Origin of the sequence: Paenibacillus illinoisensis NBRC 15959, from assembly GCF_004000925.1 — a bacterium.
GTDB classification, from domain to species: Bacteria; Bacillota; Bacilli; order Paenibacillales; family Paenibacillaceae; genus Paenibacillus; species Paenibacillus illinoisensis.
Window position 1 is genome coordinate 366,995 of record NZ_BIME01000002.1, and the last position, 18,666, is coordinate 385,660.

General features: G+C 44.3%; 14 protein-coding genes. 12 read left to right on the forward strand and 2 right to left on the reverse strand.

All coding sequences use genetic code 11. The features are described 5' to 3' along the window. Positions 1 to 15 precede the first annotated feature (15 nt). The 9 genes from PIL01S_RS07055 to PIL01S_RS07095 all read left to right on the forward strand — a co-directional run bounded on the left by PIL01S_RS07055 (position 16) and on the right by PIL01S_RS07095 (position 11,114). Positions 16 to 840, forward strand: a complete 825-nt coding sequence (locus tag PIL01S_RS07055) for a carbohydrate ABC transporter permease (protein ID WP_127536890.1) — start codon at positions 16 to 18, stop codon at positions 838 to 840. A 31-nt stretch (positions 841 to 871) separates the two neighbouring features. Then, positions 872 to 2,185 carry an ABC transporter substrate-binding protein gene (locus tag PIL01S_RS07060; protein WP_127536891.1) on the forward strand — a complete coding sequence of 438 codons (1,314 nt, stop codon included), beginning with the start codon at positions 872 to 874 and terminating at the stop codon, positions 2,183 to 2,185. 358 nt (positions 2,186 to 2,543) lie between these two features. After that, positions 2,544 to 3,527 (forward strand): alpha/beta hydrolase, encoded by a 984-nt coding sequence (locus PIL01S_RS07065; protein WP_127536892.1) that lies wholly within the window; start codon positions 2,544 to 2,546, stop codon positions 3,525 to 3,527. A 380-nt stretch (positions 3,528 to 3,907) separates the two neighbouring features. Further along, the gene (locus tag PIL01S_RS07070; protein WP_127536893.1) at positions 3,908 to 5,206 is read left to right on the forward strand and encodes an NCS2 family permease; all 1,299 of its coding nucleotides are present in this window, start codon (positions 3,908 to 3,910) and stop codon (positions 5,204 to 5,206) included. A 205-nt stretch (positions 5,207 to 5,411) separates the two neighbouring features. Beyond that, positions 5,412 to 6,839 (forward strand): VanZ family protein, encoded by a 1,428-nt coding sequence (locus PIL01S_RS07075; RefSeq protein ID WP_127536894.1) that lies wholly within the window; start codon positions 5,412 to 5,414, stop codon positions 6,837 to 6,839. 229 nt (positions 6,840 to 7,068) lie between these two features. Then, positions 7,069 to 7,956 (forward strand): cation diffusion facilitator family transporter, encoded by an 888-nt coding sequence (locus tag PIL01S_RS07080; RefSeq protein WP_127536895.1) that lies wholly within the window; start codon positions 7,069 to 7,071, stop codon positions 7,954 to 7,956. 161 nt (positions 7,957 to 8,117) lie between these two features. Then, positions 8,118 to 8,723: an acetylglutamate kinase gene (locus PIL01S_RS07085; RefSeq protein ID WP_127536896.1), complete on the forward strand. Its 606-nt coding sequence runs from the start codon at positions 8,118 to 8,120 to the stop codon at positions 8,721 to 8,723. A 305-nt stretch (positions 8,724 to 9,028) separates the two neighbouring features. Beyond that, a complete protein-coding gene (locus PIL01S_RS07090; protein WP_127536897.1) occupies positions 9,029 to 9,913 on the forward strand; it encodes a protein kinase family protein in 885 nt (294 codons plus the stop codon). A gap of 214 nt (positions 9,914 to 10,127) precedes the next feature. After that, positions 10,128 to 11,114 carry an alpha/beta fold hydrolase gene (locus tag PIL01S_RS07095; RefSeq protein WP_127536898.1) on the forward strand — a complete coding sequence of 329 codons (987 nt, stop codon included), beginning with the start codon at positions 10,128 to 10,130 and terminating at the stop codon, positions 11,112 to 11,114. Positions 11,115 to 11,377: 263 nt separating this feature from the next. Here the strand turns inward: PIL01S_RS07095 and PIL01S_RS07100 are convergent, their stop codons facing one another. Both PIL01S_RS07100 and PIL01S_RS07105 read right to left on the reverse strand, forming a co-directional pair. Then, positions 11,378 to 12,337, reverse strand: a complete 960-nt coding sequence (locus PIL01S_RS07100; RefSeq protein WP_127536899.1) for an SDR family NAD(P)-dependent oxidoreductase — start codon at positions 12,335 to 12,337, stop codon at positions 11,378 to 11,380. A gap of 67 nt (positions 12,338 to 12,404) precedes the next feature. Further along, on the reverse strand, positions 12,405 to 12,779 hold the full coding sequence (locus tag PIL01S_RS07105) for a MerR family transcriptional regulator (RefSeq protein ID WP_127536900.1): 375 nt from the start codon (positions 12,777 to 12,779) through the stop codon (positions 12,405 to 12,407). Positions 12,780 to 13,117: 338 nt separating this feature from the next. Between PIL01S_RS07105 and PIL01S_RS30010 the strand changes: the two genes are divergently transcribed. The 3 genes from PIL01S_RS30010 to PIL01S_RS07125 all read left to right on the forward strand — a co-directional run bounded on the left by PIL01S_RS30010 (position 13,118) and on the right by PIL01S_RS07125 (position 18,647). Next, positions 13,118 to 14,620, forward strand: coding sequence for a collagen-like protein (locus PIL01S_RS30010; protein WP_281280772.1), 1,503 nt, complete (start codon positions 13,118 to 13,120; stop codon positions 14,618 to 14,620). A gap of 632 nt (positions 14,621 to 15,252) precedes the next feature. Beyond that, positions 15,253 to 16,887 (forward strand): helix-turn-helix domain-containing protein, encoded by a 1,635-nt coding sequence (locus PIL01S_RS07120; RefSeq protein WP_127536902.1) that lies wholly within the window; start codon positions 15,253 to 15,255, stop codon positions 16,885 to 16,887. Positions 16,888 to 16,949: 62 nt separating this feature from the next. Then, entirely contained in the window at positions 16,950 to 18,647 is a 1,698-nt protein-coding gene (locus tag PIL01S_RS07125) for a cache domain-containing sensor histidine kinase (protein WP_246058108.1), read from the forward strand. The last annotated feature ends 19 nt before the right edge of the window (positions 18,648 to 18,666 follow it).

Consider the following 18,666-nt stretch of genomic DNA (forward strand, 5'->3'; position numbering starts at 1 on the left):
GAGAAGGGAAATATCATGGCAAGTAAGTCAATTCTGCGTACTCTGAACGTCACGGCCACGATCGTACTGGTTGCGATTTTTGCTATCCCTTTTCTATGGATGATCTCAACATCATTGAAGTCGTATCCGGAGACCGTGATCTTTCCACCCAAATGGATTCCCTCCAAGGTGATGTGGAGCAATTTCCAGGCGGCATGGGAATCGGGACCTTTCTTGAAATATCTAATGAACAGTGTTGTCGTATCCATCAGTATCCTTCTTCTTCAATTTACGACCATTATATTGGCAGCCTATGCGTTTGCCAGATACTCCTTCAAAGGAGACAAGCTGTTATTTGGAATTACGATGGTCACTTTAATGATTCCGGGTCAGCTCATTTTTCTGCCAGTGTATTTGTTACTCAGCAAGTGGGGGCTCATTAACAATTTGCTGGCACTTATACTGCCCTTCGCTTCCAGCGCCTTTGGGATCTTCATGCTCAGGCAGTCATTCAAGCAGGTACAGGAAGAACTTATTGAAGCTGCACGGCTTGACCAGACACCTGAATGGAAGATCATCCTTAGGATTATGGTGCCGATGGCCCGTCCGACGCTGGTAACCTTTGCATTATTCAGTTTCATAGCACACTGGAACGATTATTTTTGGCCGCTGGTGATGACGACCTCGGATGCAGCCAGAACACTTCCAATTGGGATTTCCAAGCTTCGCGAGGTGGATGGAGGGGCGGCATGGCACATTTTGATGGCTGGAAACATGATTCTGGTCGTTCCGATTCTGATTGTTTTCTTATTTGGACAACGGCAAATTATTAAAGCATTTGTTTATTCGGGTGTGAAATAATTCAATCCATCATTCATAGGAGGGTTTATCCATGAAAAAGTTTGGTTCACTTTTGTTAGCAGGAACGCTTGCACTTGCCTTAGCTGGTTGTGGTGATTCCAATTCTGCGGGTTCAACCGATAATGCTGCTGCTTCTGGGAGTTCGAATGGCACGGCGAATAAACCGGTAGAGATTACATATTGGTACTCATGGGGGGACAAGATTGCCGAGAACAATGAGAACCTGGTAAAAATGTTTAATGAATCCCAGGATGAAGTGATTGTGCAGGCTGAATATCAGGGATCGTATGCAGATCAGCATTCCAAGGCACAGGCGGCTTTTGCAGCGGGTAATGCTCCCGAAGTATGGCAAAATGAAATTGCTTCGGTTGGTGTATTTGCCGAATCTGGCATGACGCAGGAGTTGACTTCTTTTGTAGAGAAGGATCAGCTTGATATGGATGATTTCATTCCAGGTCTGATGGGAAATTCCTATGTGAATGACAAGCTGTATGCTCTGCCTTATTTACGCAGTACACCTATCCTGTACTTAAACCGTACGATGCTGGAGGAGGCAGGACTTGATCCGGCTGGACCGAAGAATTGGACCGAATTTGAAGATTATGCACGCAAGCTAACGATTAAGGATCAGCGCTACGGCATTTCGATGCCTGTGGACATTTGGTTCTATGAGGCTTTTGTAAGACAGAGCGGAGGAACAATGATTAGTGAGGATGGGAAAAGTGCGGCATTCAATAATGAAACGGGAATTGAACCTGTGAAGTTGTGGCTGAAGATGAAGGATGAAGGCATCATGAGCATCGGTACAACCGATGATGCAGGTACGCAAGCCAAGACGGATTTCCACAATCAGCGTTCAGCGATGCTGTTCGCTTCAACTGCAGACTTGACCAATAATATGAAGGTTGCAGAAGAGCAGGGCTTTGAACTTGGAACGACATTTATGCCTGCGAATGATACGTTTGGTGTGCCAACGGGTGGTGCCAACCTGGTGATGACCTCTGGCCTGTCTCCCGAAAAGCAGGAAGCGGCGTGGAAGTTTATCAAGTGGATGACCTCCAAAGAGCAAACGATCTATGCAAGCTCCTTTACGGGATATTTACCTAGCCGGATCAGCGCGGTGGAAAGTGATGAAATGAAGAAGCTCTATGAAGAAAAGCCGCTGTTCAAAGTAGCGGTAGACCAACTGGAATATGCAGGTCCTCGTCCGATGCAGAAGGTTTATCCTGAAATTGGTGAGATGATTAAGGATGAGATTCTTCGTGCGGTTGTTGATTCGTCCGTTACGGCAGAGGCAGCTATAGCCGAAGCAGCGAAGAAGGCAGATGCCTTGTTGAGTAAGTAGAACAATGATGATAGCGCAAAGGGGTTAGACGGTAATTTCCGCTAGCCCCTTTGTTTTGTCCCTGGGACATGGGAGATATCTGCTGGGCACTTCGTGCCGAGGGATAAACCACAGCCCAATGCAGGTGGAGCGCATTTACTAGCTGCGTTAATTTAGCGATTTGATCGCTAGTTTAGGTCCTTATTGTCTCCATGGGAATTGCAGTGAGCTTAGTGTCACTATACATCTTACAGGTGCAGTGCCTTCTTTTGGACTTGTTCACACTCCGTTCATACTGTCGTCACGAAGCGGACATCTTGCTTGATTACACTTGGAATATGTCGCCAAGGCGGCGCTTCACAAGCAGAGACAGGAGAAGATGAACGTGGTAAAAACGGTGGAAATACAAACAACGGGAATGAAGAGACGTAAGAAACGAAACTTATGGTTGAAAATCATTGGAGGAATTGTTGGGGTCCTTGTACTGTTCATGGGCGTCGTATTCGTCGTTAATGCTATAAGTAACGGAGTCGAGAAAAAGAAAATCGAACCCTATGGCCAGTATGTCCATGTAGATGGGAAAAAGATGAATGTATACATTCAGGGAGACGGCGAACAGACCGTCGTCCTTCTTCCGGGGCAGGGTACTCCGTCGCCTGTACTTGATTTCAAATTATTGATTGATGAATTGTCTCCCGATTATAGAGTTGTAGCCATTGAACCTTTCGGTTATGGGTTGAGTGACGAAACGGAAAAAGAGAGAACAACAGAGAATATTATCCGTGAATATCACGAAGCTGTGCAGCAGCTTGGTATTGACCGTTACATTCTGATGGGGCATTCAATTACAGGACTTTATGGAGTATCCTATGTGAACACGTATCCGGATGAAGTTATTGCTTTTGTCGGCATAGACAGCAGTGTTCCCAATCAACCTGGCATGGATGTCCAATTGCCTCTGGGATTGATGCAGTTCCTTCAGGATTCAGGTTGGATGAGATTAATTAAAGCAGTGAGTGGCGATCCTTATGCATCCCTTGATTTCGAAGAACATACCAAAGAACAGATGAACTTGATTTCGAATCAGGTCGCGACCAATCCAACGATGTTGGATGAGCTACGGCATCTCGGTTCCAATTTCAAAAATGGAGAACATCTCAGCTATCCTCGTGATCTGCCAGTACTTCTCTTTGTTCAATCAAATAATGAGCAAAATCAGCAGTGGATTCCGCTGCATGAGGAGCAAGCCAAACAATCTGCACAGGGTAAAATGATCCCAATGGAGGGGGCACATTACCTGCATCATACGAAATTCAAAGAAATTGCCCAGGAATTCAAAGAATACATGAAGGAAATAAAGTAGTATGGTAAATTTTAAACTGCGGTACCGGATTCGATGCCGTGGTTTGTTTTTTGTTCTGCGTTTGCAGATACCCATGGCTAATGGGGAACTGTATCAAAGTCGAAAAAACGAATGAATAATCTATAAAATATCTATATAGTTCGTAATTAACTGTGAACAAATCGGTTGATTCGTTGACAATGCGTGTTACTTTTATTAAAATACGAAATGGACATCAGGTTATAACAGATATGAGGATCACTTTTTGGGTCTCTAAGCTTAGCTGTTCAATCCTAATGACGAATATAGGAGCGGTAATATTACAATCCTATACGAAGATTAGGATTTTTTTGTTTTTATCTAATCCAGAAATAATTTGAAAGTTGGAGGCTGGCTTTACCATGAACAACTGGTTCAAACTGAAAGAAAGAGGCACGAGTGTTTCAACAGAAATCATCGCAGGGATCACGACATTCTTCACGATGGTATACATAGTGATTGTAAACCCGGGAATCCTCAGCAGCACGGGAATGGAGTTCAACGGGGTATTCATCGCAACGGTTCTTGCGAGCATTGTGGCAACGCTGATTATGGGGATATGGTCCAACTATCCAATCGTTATCGCGCCGGGCATGGGTCTGAATGCTTTCTTTGCCTATAGTGTAGTTGCGGGATATGGTGTGTCTTGGCAGGTTGCACTGGGCGCAGTATTCATCGCAGGGCTTTTGTTTATTATTCTATCACTTACTTCCTTCCGTTACATGCTGCTCGATGCCATTCCGGCGAGTCTCAAGCATGCGATTACGGCAGGGATCGGACTGTTTATTACGACGGTAGGCTTGCAAAATGCGGGAATTATTGCCGATTCGGAATCGAATTTGATTACCATCGGGAACTTGGCAGAGCCAATGACCTACCTGACGATTATTGGATTGATTATTACGGTTGTGTTGATGGCTTACAATGTAAAAGGTTATCTGTTCATCGGAATGGTGGTTACCGCGATTCTTGCCTGGATAATGGGACTATTTCAAATGCCGGAATCGATCGTATCCATGCCAGAAGGGCTTACAGCAACGGCTTTCCAACTGGATCTGGCAGGTGTATTCTCGAATGGCTTGTATACGATCATCTTCACCTTCCTGTTAATCACGCTGTTTGATACAACGGGAACGATGCTGGGTGTTGCTGAACAAGCAGGACTCCTGAAGGACGGGAAATTCCCTCGCTCACGCGGTGCGCTCCTGGCAGATGCCGTAGGAACGACCACCGGCGCCTTGCTCGGAACTAGCCCAACATCGGCTTATATCGAGTCCAGCACAGGGGTAGCTGCGGGAGGAAGAACCGGACTGACGGCAGTAACGGTAAGTGTACTGCTTGCGCTTACGTTGTTCTTTACACCTATCGTAAGTGTGATATCCGGTATTCCGGCGATTACTTCTCCGGCACTGATTATTGTCGGGTACTTCATGATCAGTGTTATCAGCAAAATCAACTGGAAGGATCTCGAAGAAACATTTCCTGCTTTCTTGATTATCATCCTTACTCCACTAACGCACAGTATTGCGACAGGTATTGGCGTAGGGTTCATCTTCTATCCGGTTCTGAAGCTGCTTCGTGGTAAAGGAAAGGATGTTCATCCTGTATTCTACGTGTTTGCGGTATTGTTCTTCATCCAGCTTGTATTTCTGGATCACTAGAAAACGATTTAAAATAGAAGGAGAGCGACCTGTAATTATACAGGCCGCTCTCCTTTTTGGTTTATTTTGTATGGATCTCAAGCACAACCTTACACGATTGAAAGATTCATGAAAGCTTGATAGATAGGAGCTTTTTTCCACTATCGGTATACTTGAACCATTAAGGGCTGCGGAGTGCAGCCATTCATTATGGGAGGAGTTACAGATGGATTTCATTCAAGTGGTACAGAAACTATTACCTGTCGTGGGTGTTGCATTAATAGTCGGTCTCATAGCCTTGGGAATCGTGTTAGTAACGTATAGGTTGTATAGAAAAAGAGGTGGAAAACGCATCATAAAATTATGGCAGTTTATAGCCTCATTATCGTTGATGGGCTGGCTGATCATGGTCATGATGTTAACTACATTTAGCAGAGGCGCTAACTATACCGGATGGGTAAACCTGGAGTTGTTCAGCGGCTATGTAAGTGCATGGAATCAATGGTCGCTGAGTGAATTCCAGCTTATTATTTTCAATATGTTGATGTTTGCACCACTAGGCTTCCTGCTTCCGCTTCTGGGAATGAAGACACGTGGCTTCAAGTCGATATTAATCATATCGCTGATGATTACAGTAGGTATAGAAACATTTCAAATGGTGACAGGCAGAGGGATTTTTGAACTGGATGACATACTACACAATACGCTCGGCAGTTTAGCCGGATATGGGTTGATGAGTGCAATCCTTGATATCAGGCAAAAAAAGAGAATATCCTTCAAAGCTATGTTTCGTGCGTTCTGTATTCCTTTGACCTTTGTACTGTTATTTACAGGGGCACTTATCATGTATTCCAGCCAAGAACTCGGGAACCTTGCCATTCGTCCAGCCACATCGCAGAAAATGAATCAAGTCCATGTGACGCTAGACACGAAACTGCCCGACCACGCTGAACCCGCAGCACTATATCGAAGCTTTGAGATTTATAACATGGAGTATGCCAAGCAGATGGTTTCATTACTGAGTGATCATTTTCAACTGCAACAGAGAGGTCACATCTCCATTGACGGATTCAACCGAATCTGGAAGCTGTATGACAGCGGAGGGAACGATTACACCTTTAATTACAACATGAATAGCGGTAATTGGTCGTTGGCACCTGATCAGTATGCGACGATCTCAATGCAGCCGGAGGTTCTGACAGAAAAAGGAACTGCCTATGGTAAGTGGCTAAGTCAGCATGGATTACTGCCTCAAAAAGCTGAATTTAGTACGCAAAATGAAGATACCGTTCGATGGGATTTGCATATGACCAACTCCGATATGTCAACAGAACAGCGAGACTTTGATCATGGGATGATCATCATTGTTCCTGCGGCAGAAGGTCTTATTCCACAGGAATTGTTCTATGCCATGAATAAAAATAAATATATTCGCACTGTTGATGTGAGCAGTCCAGCGCAGGCGTATGAAGAAGTTCTCAGAGGGAATTTCTACATGTATAATGACCTGCAAAAAAACGACAAATTGATTGTGACGGATTATGAATTGACCTATGCCTACGATTCAAAGGGGTATTACCAGCCAGTCTACCAATTCAAGGGGACTCTCAACGGGGAAGAGTGGAGCACTCAGATACCGGCCTTGAAGAATTGACTACTATGCAAGTTTGTACAAAAGCGAGCAAACAGCTCGCTTTTTCTAATTGTAGTTCTACACACGGGAAAAGTTTACCCACTCCAATTCTTTTAGTTTGTTATAACAGTCTTGCCGCGTTCAGATTATGTTTCACTGTCCCCAAAACGTTTCTCTAGACCCACATAATCTCTCGATGATACTATCAAAAACGTGCTAGAAGACTGGGGAATGCAGGAGGATTTTATTCGTGGATCAACTGAAGTACGACAATTTAAAAATGGGTGAACGAGGAGCCATTATTAGCATCATTGCTTATATATGCCTGACCGCATTAAAACTGGTTATCGGTTCCATCGCAGGCTCAGAAGCGCTCAAAGCAGATGGGTTGAATAACGCAACCGATATTGTGGCATCGATCGCAGTCCTTATTGGACTCCGGCTTGCTCAACGTCCAGCAGACAAGGATCATACATATGGTCACTGGAAAGCGGAGACCGTTGCATCATTAGTTGCTTCTTTCATCATGATGGCTGTTGGTTTACAAGTTTTATTTGAAGCCATTGGTTCCGTCTTTCAAGGGGAAAATGAATCGCCTGATCCGATTGCCGCATATACAGGCATTTTCTGTGCTGTTGTGATGTACTTGGTCTATCGCTACAATAAACGACTTGCTACCAAAATCAAGAGCCAGGCGGTCATGGCCGCAGCTCGTGATAATATATCCGATGCTTGGGTAAGTGCCGGTACCGTCATTGGAATTGTAGGCTCGCAGTTTGGCCTGCCTTGGCTTGACCCGGTAACAGCAGTCATCGTAGGTTTCCTCATTTGTAAAACAGCATGGGATATTTTCAAAGAGGCTACTCACCATTTAACAGACGGTTTTGATGTGGAGCTTATTCGGGAGTACAGAAAAACCATTGCTACGATTGATGGGGTAGAGACAGTGAAAGATGTAAGAGCGAGAAGCTACGGAAATAATGCGGTTGTAGACGTCGTTATTACGGTTCGTTCTGACCTGGACATGCAGCAAGCACACGATATATGCACCGATGTTGAAGACGAATTGCTCAGAGAACACGACGTGTATACTGTACATGTACATGTTGAACCAGAGATGTGGGAAGAATCCTTGTAACGATATATAAGATGTAAACCAGTGGACGTTCCTCGTCCATTGGTTTTTATTTTTTTCTAATCAAAAGTTTCAGAAATGACAAAAGAATAGACGATGTCCATCAGAATGCACCAATGAAGGCTATTGCCTATATATTGTTGTAGAAAAGGAGCTGACGGATCATGATGGATTATATTCCAACGTACTATTATCCTGTCTATCGAAAGGCAGATCATTTGAGCTGGACGCCAGCCAGCGTCGATTTAAACAGGAAGCTCAGATCACTATGGGAACAGCATGTGTTCTGGACGAGATTAACGGTGAACAGTATCGTCGATGGGCTTGAGGATGTCCAGCCAACAACCGCGAGACTTCTACGCAATCCAAGTGATTTCGCCATGGTGCTAGAAGCATTGTACGGGACGGCCATAGCCAATCAATTTGAAAAATTGTTTAGAGAACATTTAACGATTGCCGCCGAACTTGTTAGTAACTTGAAGTCAGGTAACACGACAGCTGCAGCAGATGCTCAGAAACGGTGGTATGCGAATGCAGATGCAATAGCAGCCTTTCTCGCCCAAATTAATCCATACTGGTCCCAAATCGAATGGCACCGGATGATGCATGAGCATTTACGTCTCCTCACGGAAGAAGTAGCAACTCGGATAGCGAAAGATTACGTAAGAAATGTTGCAATAAGTGATTCAATTCAACAGCAGGCGTTAGAGATGGCGGATATGATGACAGGCGGAATTGTACAACAATTCCCGGCGGTATTTCAGTATTAATTAAAATGCATGAAGAGCATCCAATTAAATTTGCTGGATAGTTAAATAAGAGTGTTTAAACTATAAGTCGCTATCTAAGCGACTTTTTTTGATTTTCAATGATTAAGTAAAATACGGGGAGTTACCTCACCCTGATGAAGGTTTGCAAAAACTACATTTAGATGGATAATAGTGGTACAGAATACGAGAGGAGTGATGTCTTATGAAAAGACATTTATATGATAACAGGGCAGATCAAAATGGGGGGAACACGTTTAAGTAGCCCTATAAACGGCGTGAATCCCCAAATGTGAGGGGACGATAATATGGATCAAAAATCGATTCCATTCAACATGGATCATGTATCATTTGAACTTCAAGAAGACCATGATTTCACTTGGCTACAATCGCTTGGTACCGTTTTTAGCGTGTTTGACCAGCAGGATTCGGGTAACATCAGTTTTGGAGTTGAGATTAACGGCAAGAAGCGATTTGTTAAATATGCGGGTTGCAGACCGATGGCGTTCTCTGGGGATCCCAGAGATGCAATTTCCAGATTAAAACGTGCGATGCCGCTGTACGAAACCTTGGCTCACCCCAATCTCATTGAGCTTATAGATCATTTTGAAACAAGAGATGGGTATGCTGCCATTTTTGAATGGTTTACTGGTGAATGCCTGCATTCACACTGGTTATTTGCAGGGGAGGCAAAACATTGTCACCCTGAGTCGCCTTTTTATAAATATAAACAATTATCAATTGAGCAAAGGCAGTATTCACTGGATACGATATTTGAGTTTCATCAACACGTGGAGTCCAAAGGATACGTTGCTGTTGACTTTTATGACGGTAGTATTCTGTATGATTTTACAACGGATGAAACGAAGATTTGTGATATTGACTTCTACAGAACGTCTCCTTCCGTCAATGACATGGGAGAGAACTTTTGGGGAGCAGCACGCTCAAAGGCACCGGAAGAGTTCACACGGGGTGCGCCTATTGATGCGAGAACGAATGTGTTCACCATGGGAGCCATTGCATTCGGGTTGCTGGGTGGTGAGATGGAACATTCATTTGCAAAATGGGAAGCAAACAGATCACTATACGAAGTCGCTCTACGAGCGGTTAGTCAGGATCGTGATCAACGATACAGATGTGTCCGTGAATTCTTCATTGCTTGGAATGAAGCTAAAAAGGGATATAACAATTGAACTTATCTGACTAAAAGTCGCTGTTTAGCGGCTTTTTTTAATTACATTGGGCTGATTTCTTACGCTTGGAAGGAGTTTAGGAACTTCATCCTTTGCATTTTAGGTTGTTCATACTCCGTTCATATTGCATTCATTCAGAGGACAACTTGGTTGGTTAGACTTGCATCAGTAGCCGGAAGGCCATTGTATAGATGACAAGAGGAGCTGAAAGAGATTGACACAACAAGTAGCAAGGGAAGTAAGGAAACGTACATTATTCAAGAAAGTGTTACATATTTTACTTAAAATTATCGCTGTAATCGTAATAGCCATCCTGCTTTTTGTAGCCAGCGTGTATACGTTTAACAAGGTTAGCCGTTATTCAGAACAAAAAAGAACGGAACCTTACGGTCAGCTTGTATCTGTGGATGGGAAGCAGATGAATGTTTCGATTCAGGGGAAAGGCGAAGAGACGGTTGTCCTGCTACCCGGTTATGGAACAGCGGCACCTGCACTTGATTTTAAACCACTTATCGCAGAATTAGCACCATTTTACAAAGTCGTTGTCGTTGAGCCTTTTGGTTACGGATTAAGCGATCAGACTGAGAAGGAGCGCAGCACTGCAAATATCGTAAGTGAAATTCATGAAGCATTACAAAGCCTCGATATTGACCGGTACATTCTCATGGGGCATTCCATATCAGGGATCTATAGTCTGGATTATGTGAACCAATATCCGGACGAGGTGAGAGCATTTATCGGGCTGGATAGCAGTGTTCCAACGCTGAAAGAAGAACAGACCATTGATTCATCGGTGACCACTCCGATTAAATGGTTTCGTAACCTGGGCTTCCACCGCATACAGTTAAAACTAAGCACGGACCCTTATGAAGGACTGCCATATGATCAACAAACCAAAGAGCAAATAGACATCTTCATACGTAAAAACATGTATAACAACACGCAGTTGAACGAGGCAGAGCACATGTATGCCAACTTTACTGAAGCCGAGAAGCTATCGTTCCCTCAAAACTTACCGGTTCTCCTCTTTGTTCAAGCGAATAACGCCGCAACGGATCAATGGGTTCCCGAACATGAGAAGCAAATAAAGGATTCTACACATGCAGAAATGCTCCTAATGGATGCGGGACATTACTTGTATCGTTCCCATCCCCAAGAAATCTCTGAAAAAATCAAGGAGTTTACGAGAGAATTAAAATAATGGAGTGAAGTCCTGTAGGAACCGGTAAGAGGAGAGGGATGGAAGTTACCAAGCGGTCATCGTAAAAGTAGTCATAGGACAACAAGAAGCGAGCTCGTGCTATCAGTGCACGGCTCGCTTCTTGTTGATTACACCTGTCCTAAACGAGAAGGGATAAATGGCTGCCTATTCGCCTTGCTCTCTGGAGTTATGACTTAGCGTGGAGGAATCAAATGTAAAAATGGTGATCATTAAAGGTACCGTTTCGTAAACTTCCGGTTAGGTTAGAGATCAAACTTCACACCGGTTAATTTCTCGCTAAGCAGCCACAATCGTTGTGCTGAGTCAGAGTCAATGGCCCAAGGCAGTACACCTGGCATATCCTGCACCGTAGGTACGGCTCTGGCAATGTTCACATCTAAACAGTACACACCGCCTTGACCTTCCAGAGTCGGACTTGTGGCACACCATACACTCGTTGCTGCTCCTTGCTCTTCTGTCTTGAGGTCCATTCCAAAGTCCAAATTATTCAATTCTTCCTCGGACAGGAAGCGTGACAAATCGGTATAGATTGCACCAGGATGGACAGCGAATGTCCGAATGCCATAATCATACCCGAGTTCATCTAATGAAACGGCAAAAAGGGAGTTTGCAGATTTGGACTGTCCGTAAGCTCTCCATTTCTCATATGGTTCTTGTTCGAAATTCGGGTCTTCAAAGTTAACTCCTCCGAACACAATGCCTGAAGAGGAGACCGAGACGACTCTAGCGCTTCCTGCTTGTTTAAGGGCAGGCCACAAACGCGCAGTGAGCTGGAAATGTCCTAGATGATTTGTAGCGAATTGGGATTCGTACCCACGGAAATCCCGGGTCAGGGGAGGAACCATGATACCAGCATTGTTAATAAGAATATCAAGTGGGCGTTGCGAATCCAGGAAGCGCTTGGCGAAGGCATCAATGGAATCGAGGTCCATGAGATCAAGCTCTTCTATCTCAACATGAGGGATATCGGCTAGAGCCGTACGAGCCTTCTCTATAGTCCGTGCAGGTATAATGACTGTAGCACCGGCTTCTGCCAAAGCACGGGTGGTCTCCAGTCCAATGCCAGAGTATCCGCCGGTTACAATACAAATTTTATCGCTTAGATTGATTTCTTGGAGCGTATCTTTTGCTGTGGAATGTTTTCCGTAACCTGATGTAATGGGCTCCTGAGGAGTACGACGATAAGTTTTGTTTGAGTGCATGTTTAATTCTCCTTTTCGTGATGTGTACATAACATACATCTTAAAGTTAACTTTAAGTCAAGCATCCTCACTCAGGAAGGTTCTTCTTCGAAATCAAATCATCATAGAATCCAATTTTCTGATTGATGCGTTCTAGATTGGATTGGATTTGGGCAATCTGGTGTTCTACGCTTTTTTTGTGTTGGATTAAAATATCTCTTCGGTCTTCAAGCATAGTCTCCACCTGATAGCCTAAGTTCATATAGGCTTTCAGGTCTTCAATGCTCATTCCCGTTTCCTTTAAACAGAGGAGAAATTTCAACAGCAGTACATGTTCTTCCTTGTAAACCCGTCTTCCACCATCATTACGTTCAATTTCGGGGAGAATCCCCTCTTTTTCGTAATATCTGAGAGTCGAAGCATTGATATTCAATATAGATTGCATTTCACTTATGGTATACACGTGCTTCACCTCACAAACTTGAACTCCAATTTTTATATATCTGACTAATAGCTCTTCATATTAATATATCAAGGTATTCGTAGACTAACAAAATAACCGTTTGGTCGAAAGCGAGAAGGGAGCTAACTCTGTGAAATTCATGGAGTATAGACTTACGGGTCGATCCCAGTTATACATAGTATTGTCTTTTGAGATTTTCTGATATTTGGCTTGGCCTGCTTAAGGGATTTGGTTACTATGAGCAATTGTCTAGATGACGATAGGCTATATATTGGTGAGTTTACCTAGTCCCAGTTTTCAACCACCGCATATCTTAGGCATAAGGAGGTGTGTTGAAGTTGACCTTTTCATTGGATCTCAATCAGATTACTCGCATAAAAGAAAACTCCTTGCGACAGCAACCGAAAAAGGCCAGCTATCGCTCTTCAACGAAGAAGAAACTGAAAAAAACAAAACCTTGTTGTAACCAGATTCAAAATAATGAACCTCCAAAAGATCATAAACCTTACTGTAGTAGGGATGCATGTTCTAAAAAATATAATAAGAAGAAGAGCAGAAAGTGCAAAAGAGGATGTAGAAGTTGGAGAGGACCACGTGGATATAGAGGAATAAAAGGAGATAAAGGAGCAGCCGGGAGTGTCGGTCCAGCGGGTGTAACGGGAGTTACCGGAGCAACCGGAGCTAAAGGCATAACTGGAACAACGGGAAGTGTCGGTCCAGCCGGTGCGCAAGGAGTCAACGGAACAACGGGCGCTACAGGTTTAACGGGAGCAACCGGAGGCATGGGTGCAGCGGGTGCGCGAGGAGTCACTGGAGCAACGGGCGCTACAGGTTTAACGGGTGCAACTGGAAGTGTCGGTCCAGCGGGTGCGCAGGGAGTCACCGGAGCAACAGGTGCCACAAGTTCAACTGGAGCAACTGGAGGCGTGGGTGCAGCGGGTGCGCAGGGAGTTACCGGAGCAACAGGCGCCACGGGTCCAACGGGAGCCACCGGAGGCGTGGGTGCAGCAGGAGCGCAGGGAGTTACCGGAGCAACAGGTGCCACAGGTCCGACAGGAGCAAGTGGAGGCGTGGGTGCAGCAGGAGCGCAGGGAGTCACCGGAGCAACAGGTGCCACAGGTCCGACAGGAGCAACCGGAGGCGCGGGTGCAGCAGGAGCGCAGGGGGTCACCGGAGCAACAGGTGCCACAGGTCCAACGGGAGCAACCGGAGGCGTAGGTGCAGCAGGAGCGACAGGAGTTACCGGAGTAACCGGCGCCACAGGTTTAACGGGCCCAACGGGCGCTACAGGTTCAACGGGAGTAACCGGTGTGACTGGGGCGACTGGAATTGCTGGCGCCGATTCGCCGTTTATTGAAACTCTCAAAATAGGAGACATCGATACATTAATCCCTTTTAATGCTGGGAGCGGAAATAATCAGGCCATTGGGGCACTTGCTTTTGATGGTCAAGACTCTACGATCAGCAGGCTTGCAGCGTTTGTTACACAAATGGGTACAAATACAGGTACCTTTCAGATGGCAGTGTTGGAGCCAGTCACTGGCACAACAGCGAGTGTCATTGGTGTCACTACGGTAGCAACAACCATAACACCAGGCCTGTTCATATTGCCATTAACTGCACCAGTGACTCTTTCAGGTAATATAGTCTATTACTTAGCTGTTTATAACCAAATTAACGGTTCATCCATAGGTGGCCGTACTACAGGAACTGGGACTGTAGATGATGCAATTCCAATCAATTTCAGAGTTCAAAATCTTACAGGTTTTGCGGTTGGTGATCTTATTAATACCAGTGATGTCAGTTTGCTGTTATCCCCATGGGTCGCTGGATTAGTATAGCCGATATCCAAGCGGCTGTATTACTTTGTGGAAGAATCGAGGAATAGCTTGTTTCAAGCTTATTGAATATCATTTTATTTGATAAGAAAAGAAAGCCGTAATGGAGCAGCTTGTCAGTCGGCAGGTGCTCCATTGTTTTGTTTACAAGGGAGCCTTTAGAAAATATTTTCCTAGGATTCAATCTCCGCAAGTAAGGGGTTCAACAGATCTCTTGCTGTTGGGTGAAGTAGCTGTAAGGGAAGAGGGAGGCCAGAACCTGAAGTCAAACCAATAATTTCAGCAGCTGCAGCAGCGACACGAAGACTTCCATATTGCCGGAATAGCTTCCAGATCGGTTCGAGCAGATAGAGGAGACTCCAGCAGTAACCAACCGCTCGATTAGATTCACCAATTCTCTTTCGTTAATTGGATGATTCAACAGAGCCAATTTGCATAAAGTTTATTGGGCCAATTTGGTTTGGAGAGTAGACAAGTTCCGGGCTTTACATATGGACTAGAATTTTAGTTCTGAAGGAGATAGGCTCGTTCACTTTGCAATGGTAAAATAGCTAAAAAGCTCCAGGGCTTTCGCATTTTTCAGCAAAATCAATAGAATAGGGTTCATCACGAAATAACGTAAACTGGGGGTTCTCATGTATAAACTGATGATTGTGGACGACGAATTGTTAATGCGCGTTGGAATTCGTTCCATGCTGAACTGGGAGGAATTTGACTTTTGTGTTGTCGGTGAAGCAGGAAACGGTAAGGAAGGTTTGGAGCTTGCACTCGAAGCTTCTCCCGATCTGATCATTACGGATATCAAGATGCCCATTATGGATGGACTGAAGCTCATAAAAGAAGCGTCTTTAGTACTGAAAAATTGCAAGTATGTCATTCTGAGTAATTTTGATGAACTCCATTATGTGAAGGAAGCATTAAAGCTGGGTGCTGTAGACTACTTGATCAAAAGTGAAATTACAGAATCATCCCTGATCGAACTCCTTACGAAGATCAGGCAGAAACTGCAAAGCGAACAGCACAGTCTGACAAATGTACCATTTGTGCAGCATGATTATTCGAAGAGTTTAAGACATCTCAAGGATAGTTTCTTCCAGGATATTGTAAGCGGATTCATAAGTGAAAAAGATATGATGACCAAAGCCGAAGAGCTGCATTTTCGCATACGGTCTGACAGGCTTGTGGTTATCAAGTTTGTCGTGAACTATTACGAGCAAGTGAAGAGGAAATATATTGAGAAAGGAGAGAAGCTGCTCCGCTTTTCGATCGTGAATATTATGGAAGAGATCATTCCATCCAAGTGGAACAAGGAGATTTTAGTTGAAAGTTCATCCGAATATTGGGTTATCGTCAATCTCCCTTCTGGCAGTGGGTCCAACCAGGTCGACATTAATAAACTGTGCAATAAGCTTCTATCCTCGATCAAGGATTTTATGAATCTATCGCTAACCGCTGGTGTAAGTACAACGGTTTCCGGATTTCGCTTTCTTAGGAAGGCATGTCAAGAGGCGGAATCCGCACTAAGGGAGAGTTTTTTCACAGGCAGCAACCAGGTATTGTTTTACGAGAATTTGGCTCAAGCTCCAGCACGATACGAAATTAATGGGATACTGAGTCCGCAGCAACAAAAAGACATTCATAAGTTGTGGGTAAGCAAGGACGTCAAAGAGGCGGAGAAGTTTCTTGAAATGGTGCGATCGGATCTGGAAGCAAAGCGGGGGGATGAGAACAGTATTCGTAAGCAATATATCACGGTAATGGAAATGCTCCACTCCCATATGACACGCGATACTCGAGGCAGCAAGCCTTATTTAAAAGAAGAGTCGCCCTATGAAAGGGTTCTGAGGGGAGAATATTGGGAGGACATTCATCAGGAAATGCTGACTCATATCGAATATTGCTTCAAAGCCGATTCCCAAATCATGCAGGAGCTTACGTATGCAGATCTGGCCATTCAGATCATTGACAAGTATTATGCCGAGGACATTTCTTTGCAAAGCGTAGCTGGCCAGATCAATGTGAACCCGTCGTATCTTAGCAGATTGTTCAAGCAGGAGAAAGGAGAGAACTTTATCTCCTACTTGACCCGGGTTCGAATCGAACATGCCAAGACTTATCTATTAAGCCGCGAATTAAAAGTATATGAGATCGCAGATACGGTGGGATACCACAATTACACGTATTTCAGTAAGATTTTCAAAAAGGTAGTAGGTGTAACTCCAGAGGAATACCGTGAGCTAGAGCTGGAGTCCAGGTTATCCCGTGAATAGAGGTGCAGCATATGAAGCGTCCAGGGCTCTTCCGTATCAAGTACAAAATTTTGGTGATTTGTATGACAGTGATTATCCTTCCGGTATTCGTGATGACCATCAATTCATATTACTCTTCTGAACGCTTGTTGGCACAGAATTATACCAAGCTGCTGAGCGATCTGGCCAAGCAGACCAATATTCGCATTGACGAGTTTCTTAAAGAAATCGAGAAAATCTCGCTGCTGGCCAGCAATGGTCTTAACGACAGTTTGTCTGCGACACATGATGGAAGCTTTCCGATACAGGATTTCCTGCGGAATGGTACGGAGCAGAATGAGATTGCGGCCTATAATCTTCTGATGAATTACATCATGATGAAGGATCGCGTATTTTCCATTTACCTCTATAACTTGAACGGAGGACAGGATCTGTTCGTTAGTCCACACCAGCCCATAGACCCCAACTTCAAGATGGCGAACGAATTATGGTTTAAAAAGTTTATGCACTCCAATGATCGAACGATTACGTTGACCACCAGGATTGATAAGCAATTGGAAAATAAAATTCTGGCCGTATCACACGCACGCAAGATTCATGATGTGACCAACGGAAAACTGCTCGGAGTTATCGTGGTCAGTATCGATATTAGATTTATAGAGATCGTTAATCGCAACTTGCAGGAAGGGCTTCGCTCCAGATTTATGATCGTCGATGAGGATGACAAAATTGTATACAACGTAAATGACCAGCTGATTGGGACCTTGTTCCGTGACAACGTTCGTCCAGTAGAATCATTGAATATTGTCGTAACCAGCCCGCTTAGTCAGCAAAAGTGGACCACTTATTTATATATGCCTTTGGATGAGCTGACTGCGGATGGCAAAATACTAGGTCGTAATCTCATCATGCTGGCTATCGTCATGTCACTGTTTGCTGCCATTATTTCGATCTTTCTCTCGCATGTGATCACACGTCCTATTAAGAAACTTTTACGCAATATCGCGCTGGTTGAAAAAGGGCAGTTTGAACAGGTTGAAGAGGTTCGATCTCGAGACGAGATCGGACATTTGTCGGTTCGCTTCAATAAGATGTCGCATGAACTGAAACGTATGGTTGAGCGAATGCAAAAAGAAGAAATAGAGAAAGCCGGAGCCGAGATGCGAGCACTTCATGATCAGATCAACCCTCACTTTCTGTACAATACACTTGGATCCGTAAAATGGATTGCATCCATGCAGCAAGCAGATAAAATCGTGGAAATGACAGATGCACTCATTTCGATGCTTCGCTATGCGACCAAGTCGGATGGAACCCTGGTAACCATTCGCGAGGAAGTGGATAATATCATCAATTACGCAACCATACAGAATGTCAGATATTACGGATCTATTCAGATGAGATATGAGATTGAAAATGAGCTGCTGGATTATCTTATGCCTAAGATGATTCTACAGCCCATTATTGAAAATGCCATCTTTCACGGTCTAGCCGAAATCGAAGAAGACGGTGTGATTACGATTCGGATTCAGCCGCAGGGCGATAATATATCGATAGAAGTTTGCGATAATGGTGTCGGTATGGAACATCATGCCATTCGAAGTTTTATGGAAGGAAGGATTGATCCGGGCAATGGTTCCAATGGAATCGGTCTTCATAATGTGCAGCGGCGCATTCAACTGCATTTTGGCAAACCCTATGGAGTACGGGTAGAGAGTAAGGTGGGAGAAGGTACAATTTTTTCCATCCTGCTGCCTGTTATTGCGAGTGTACCTGAGTAAAAAAATAGAGGCTTGCAGG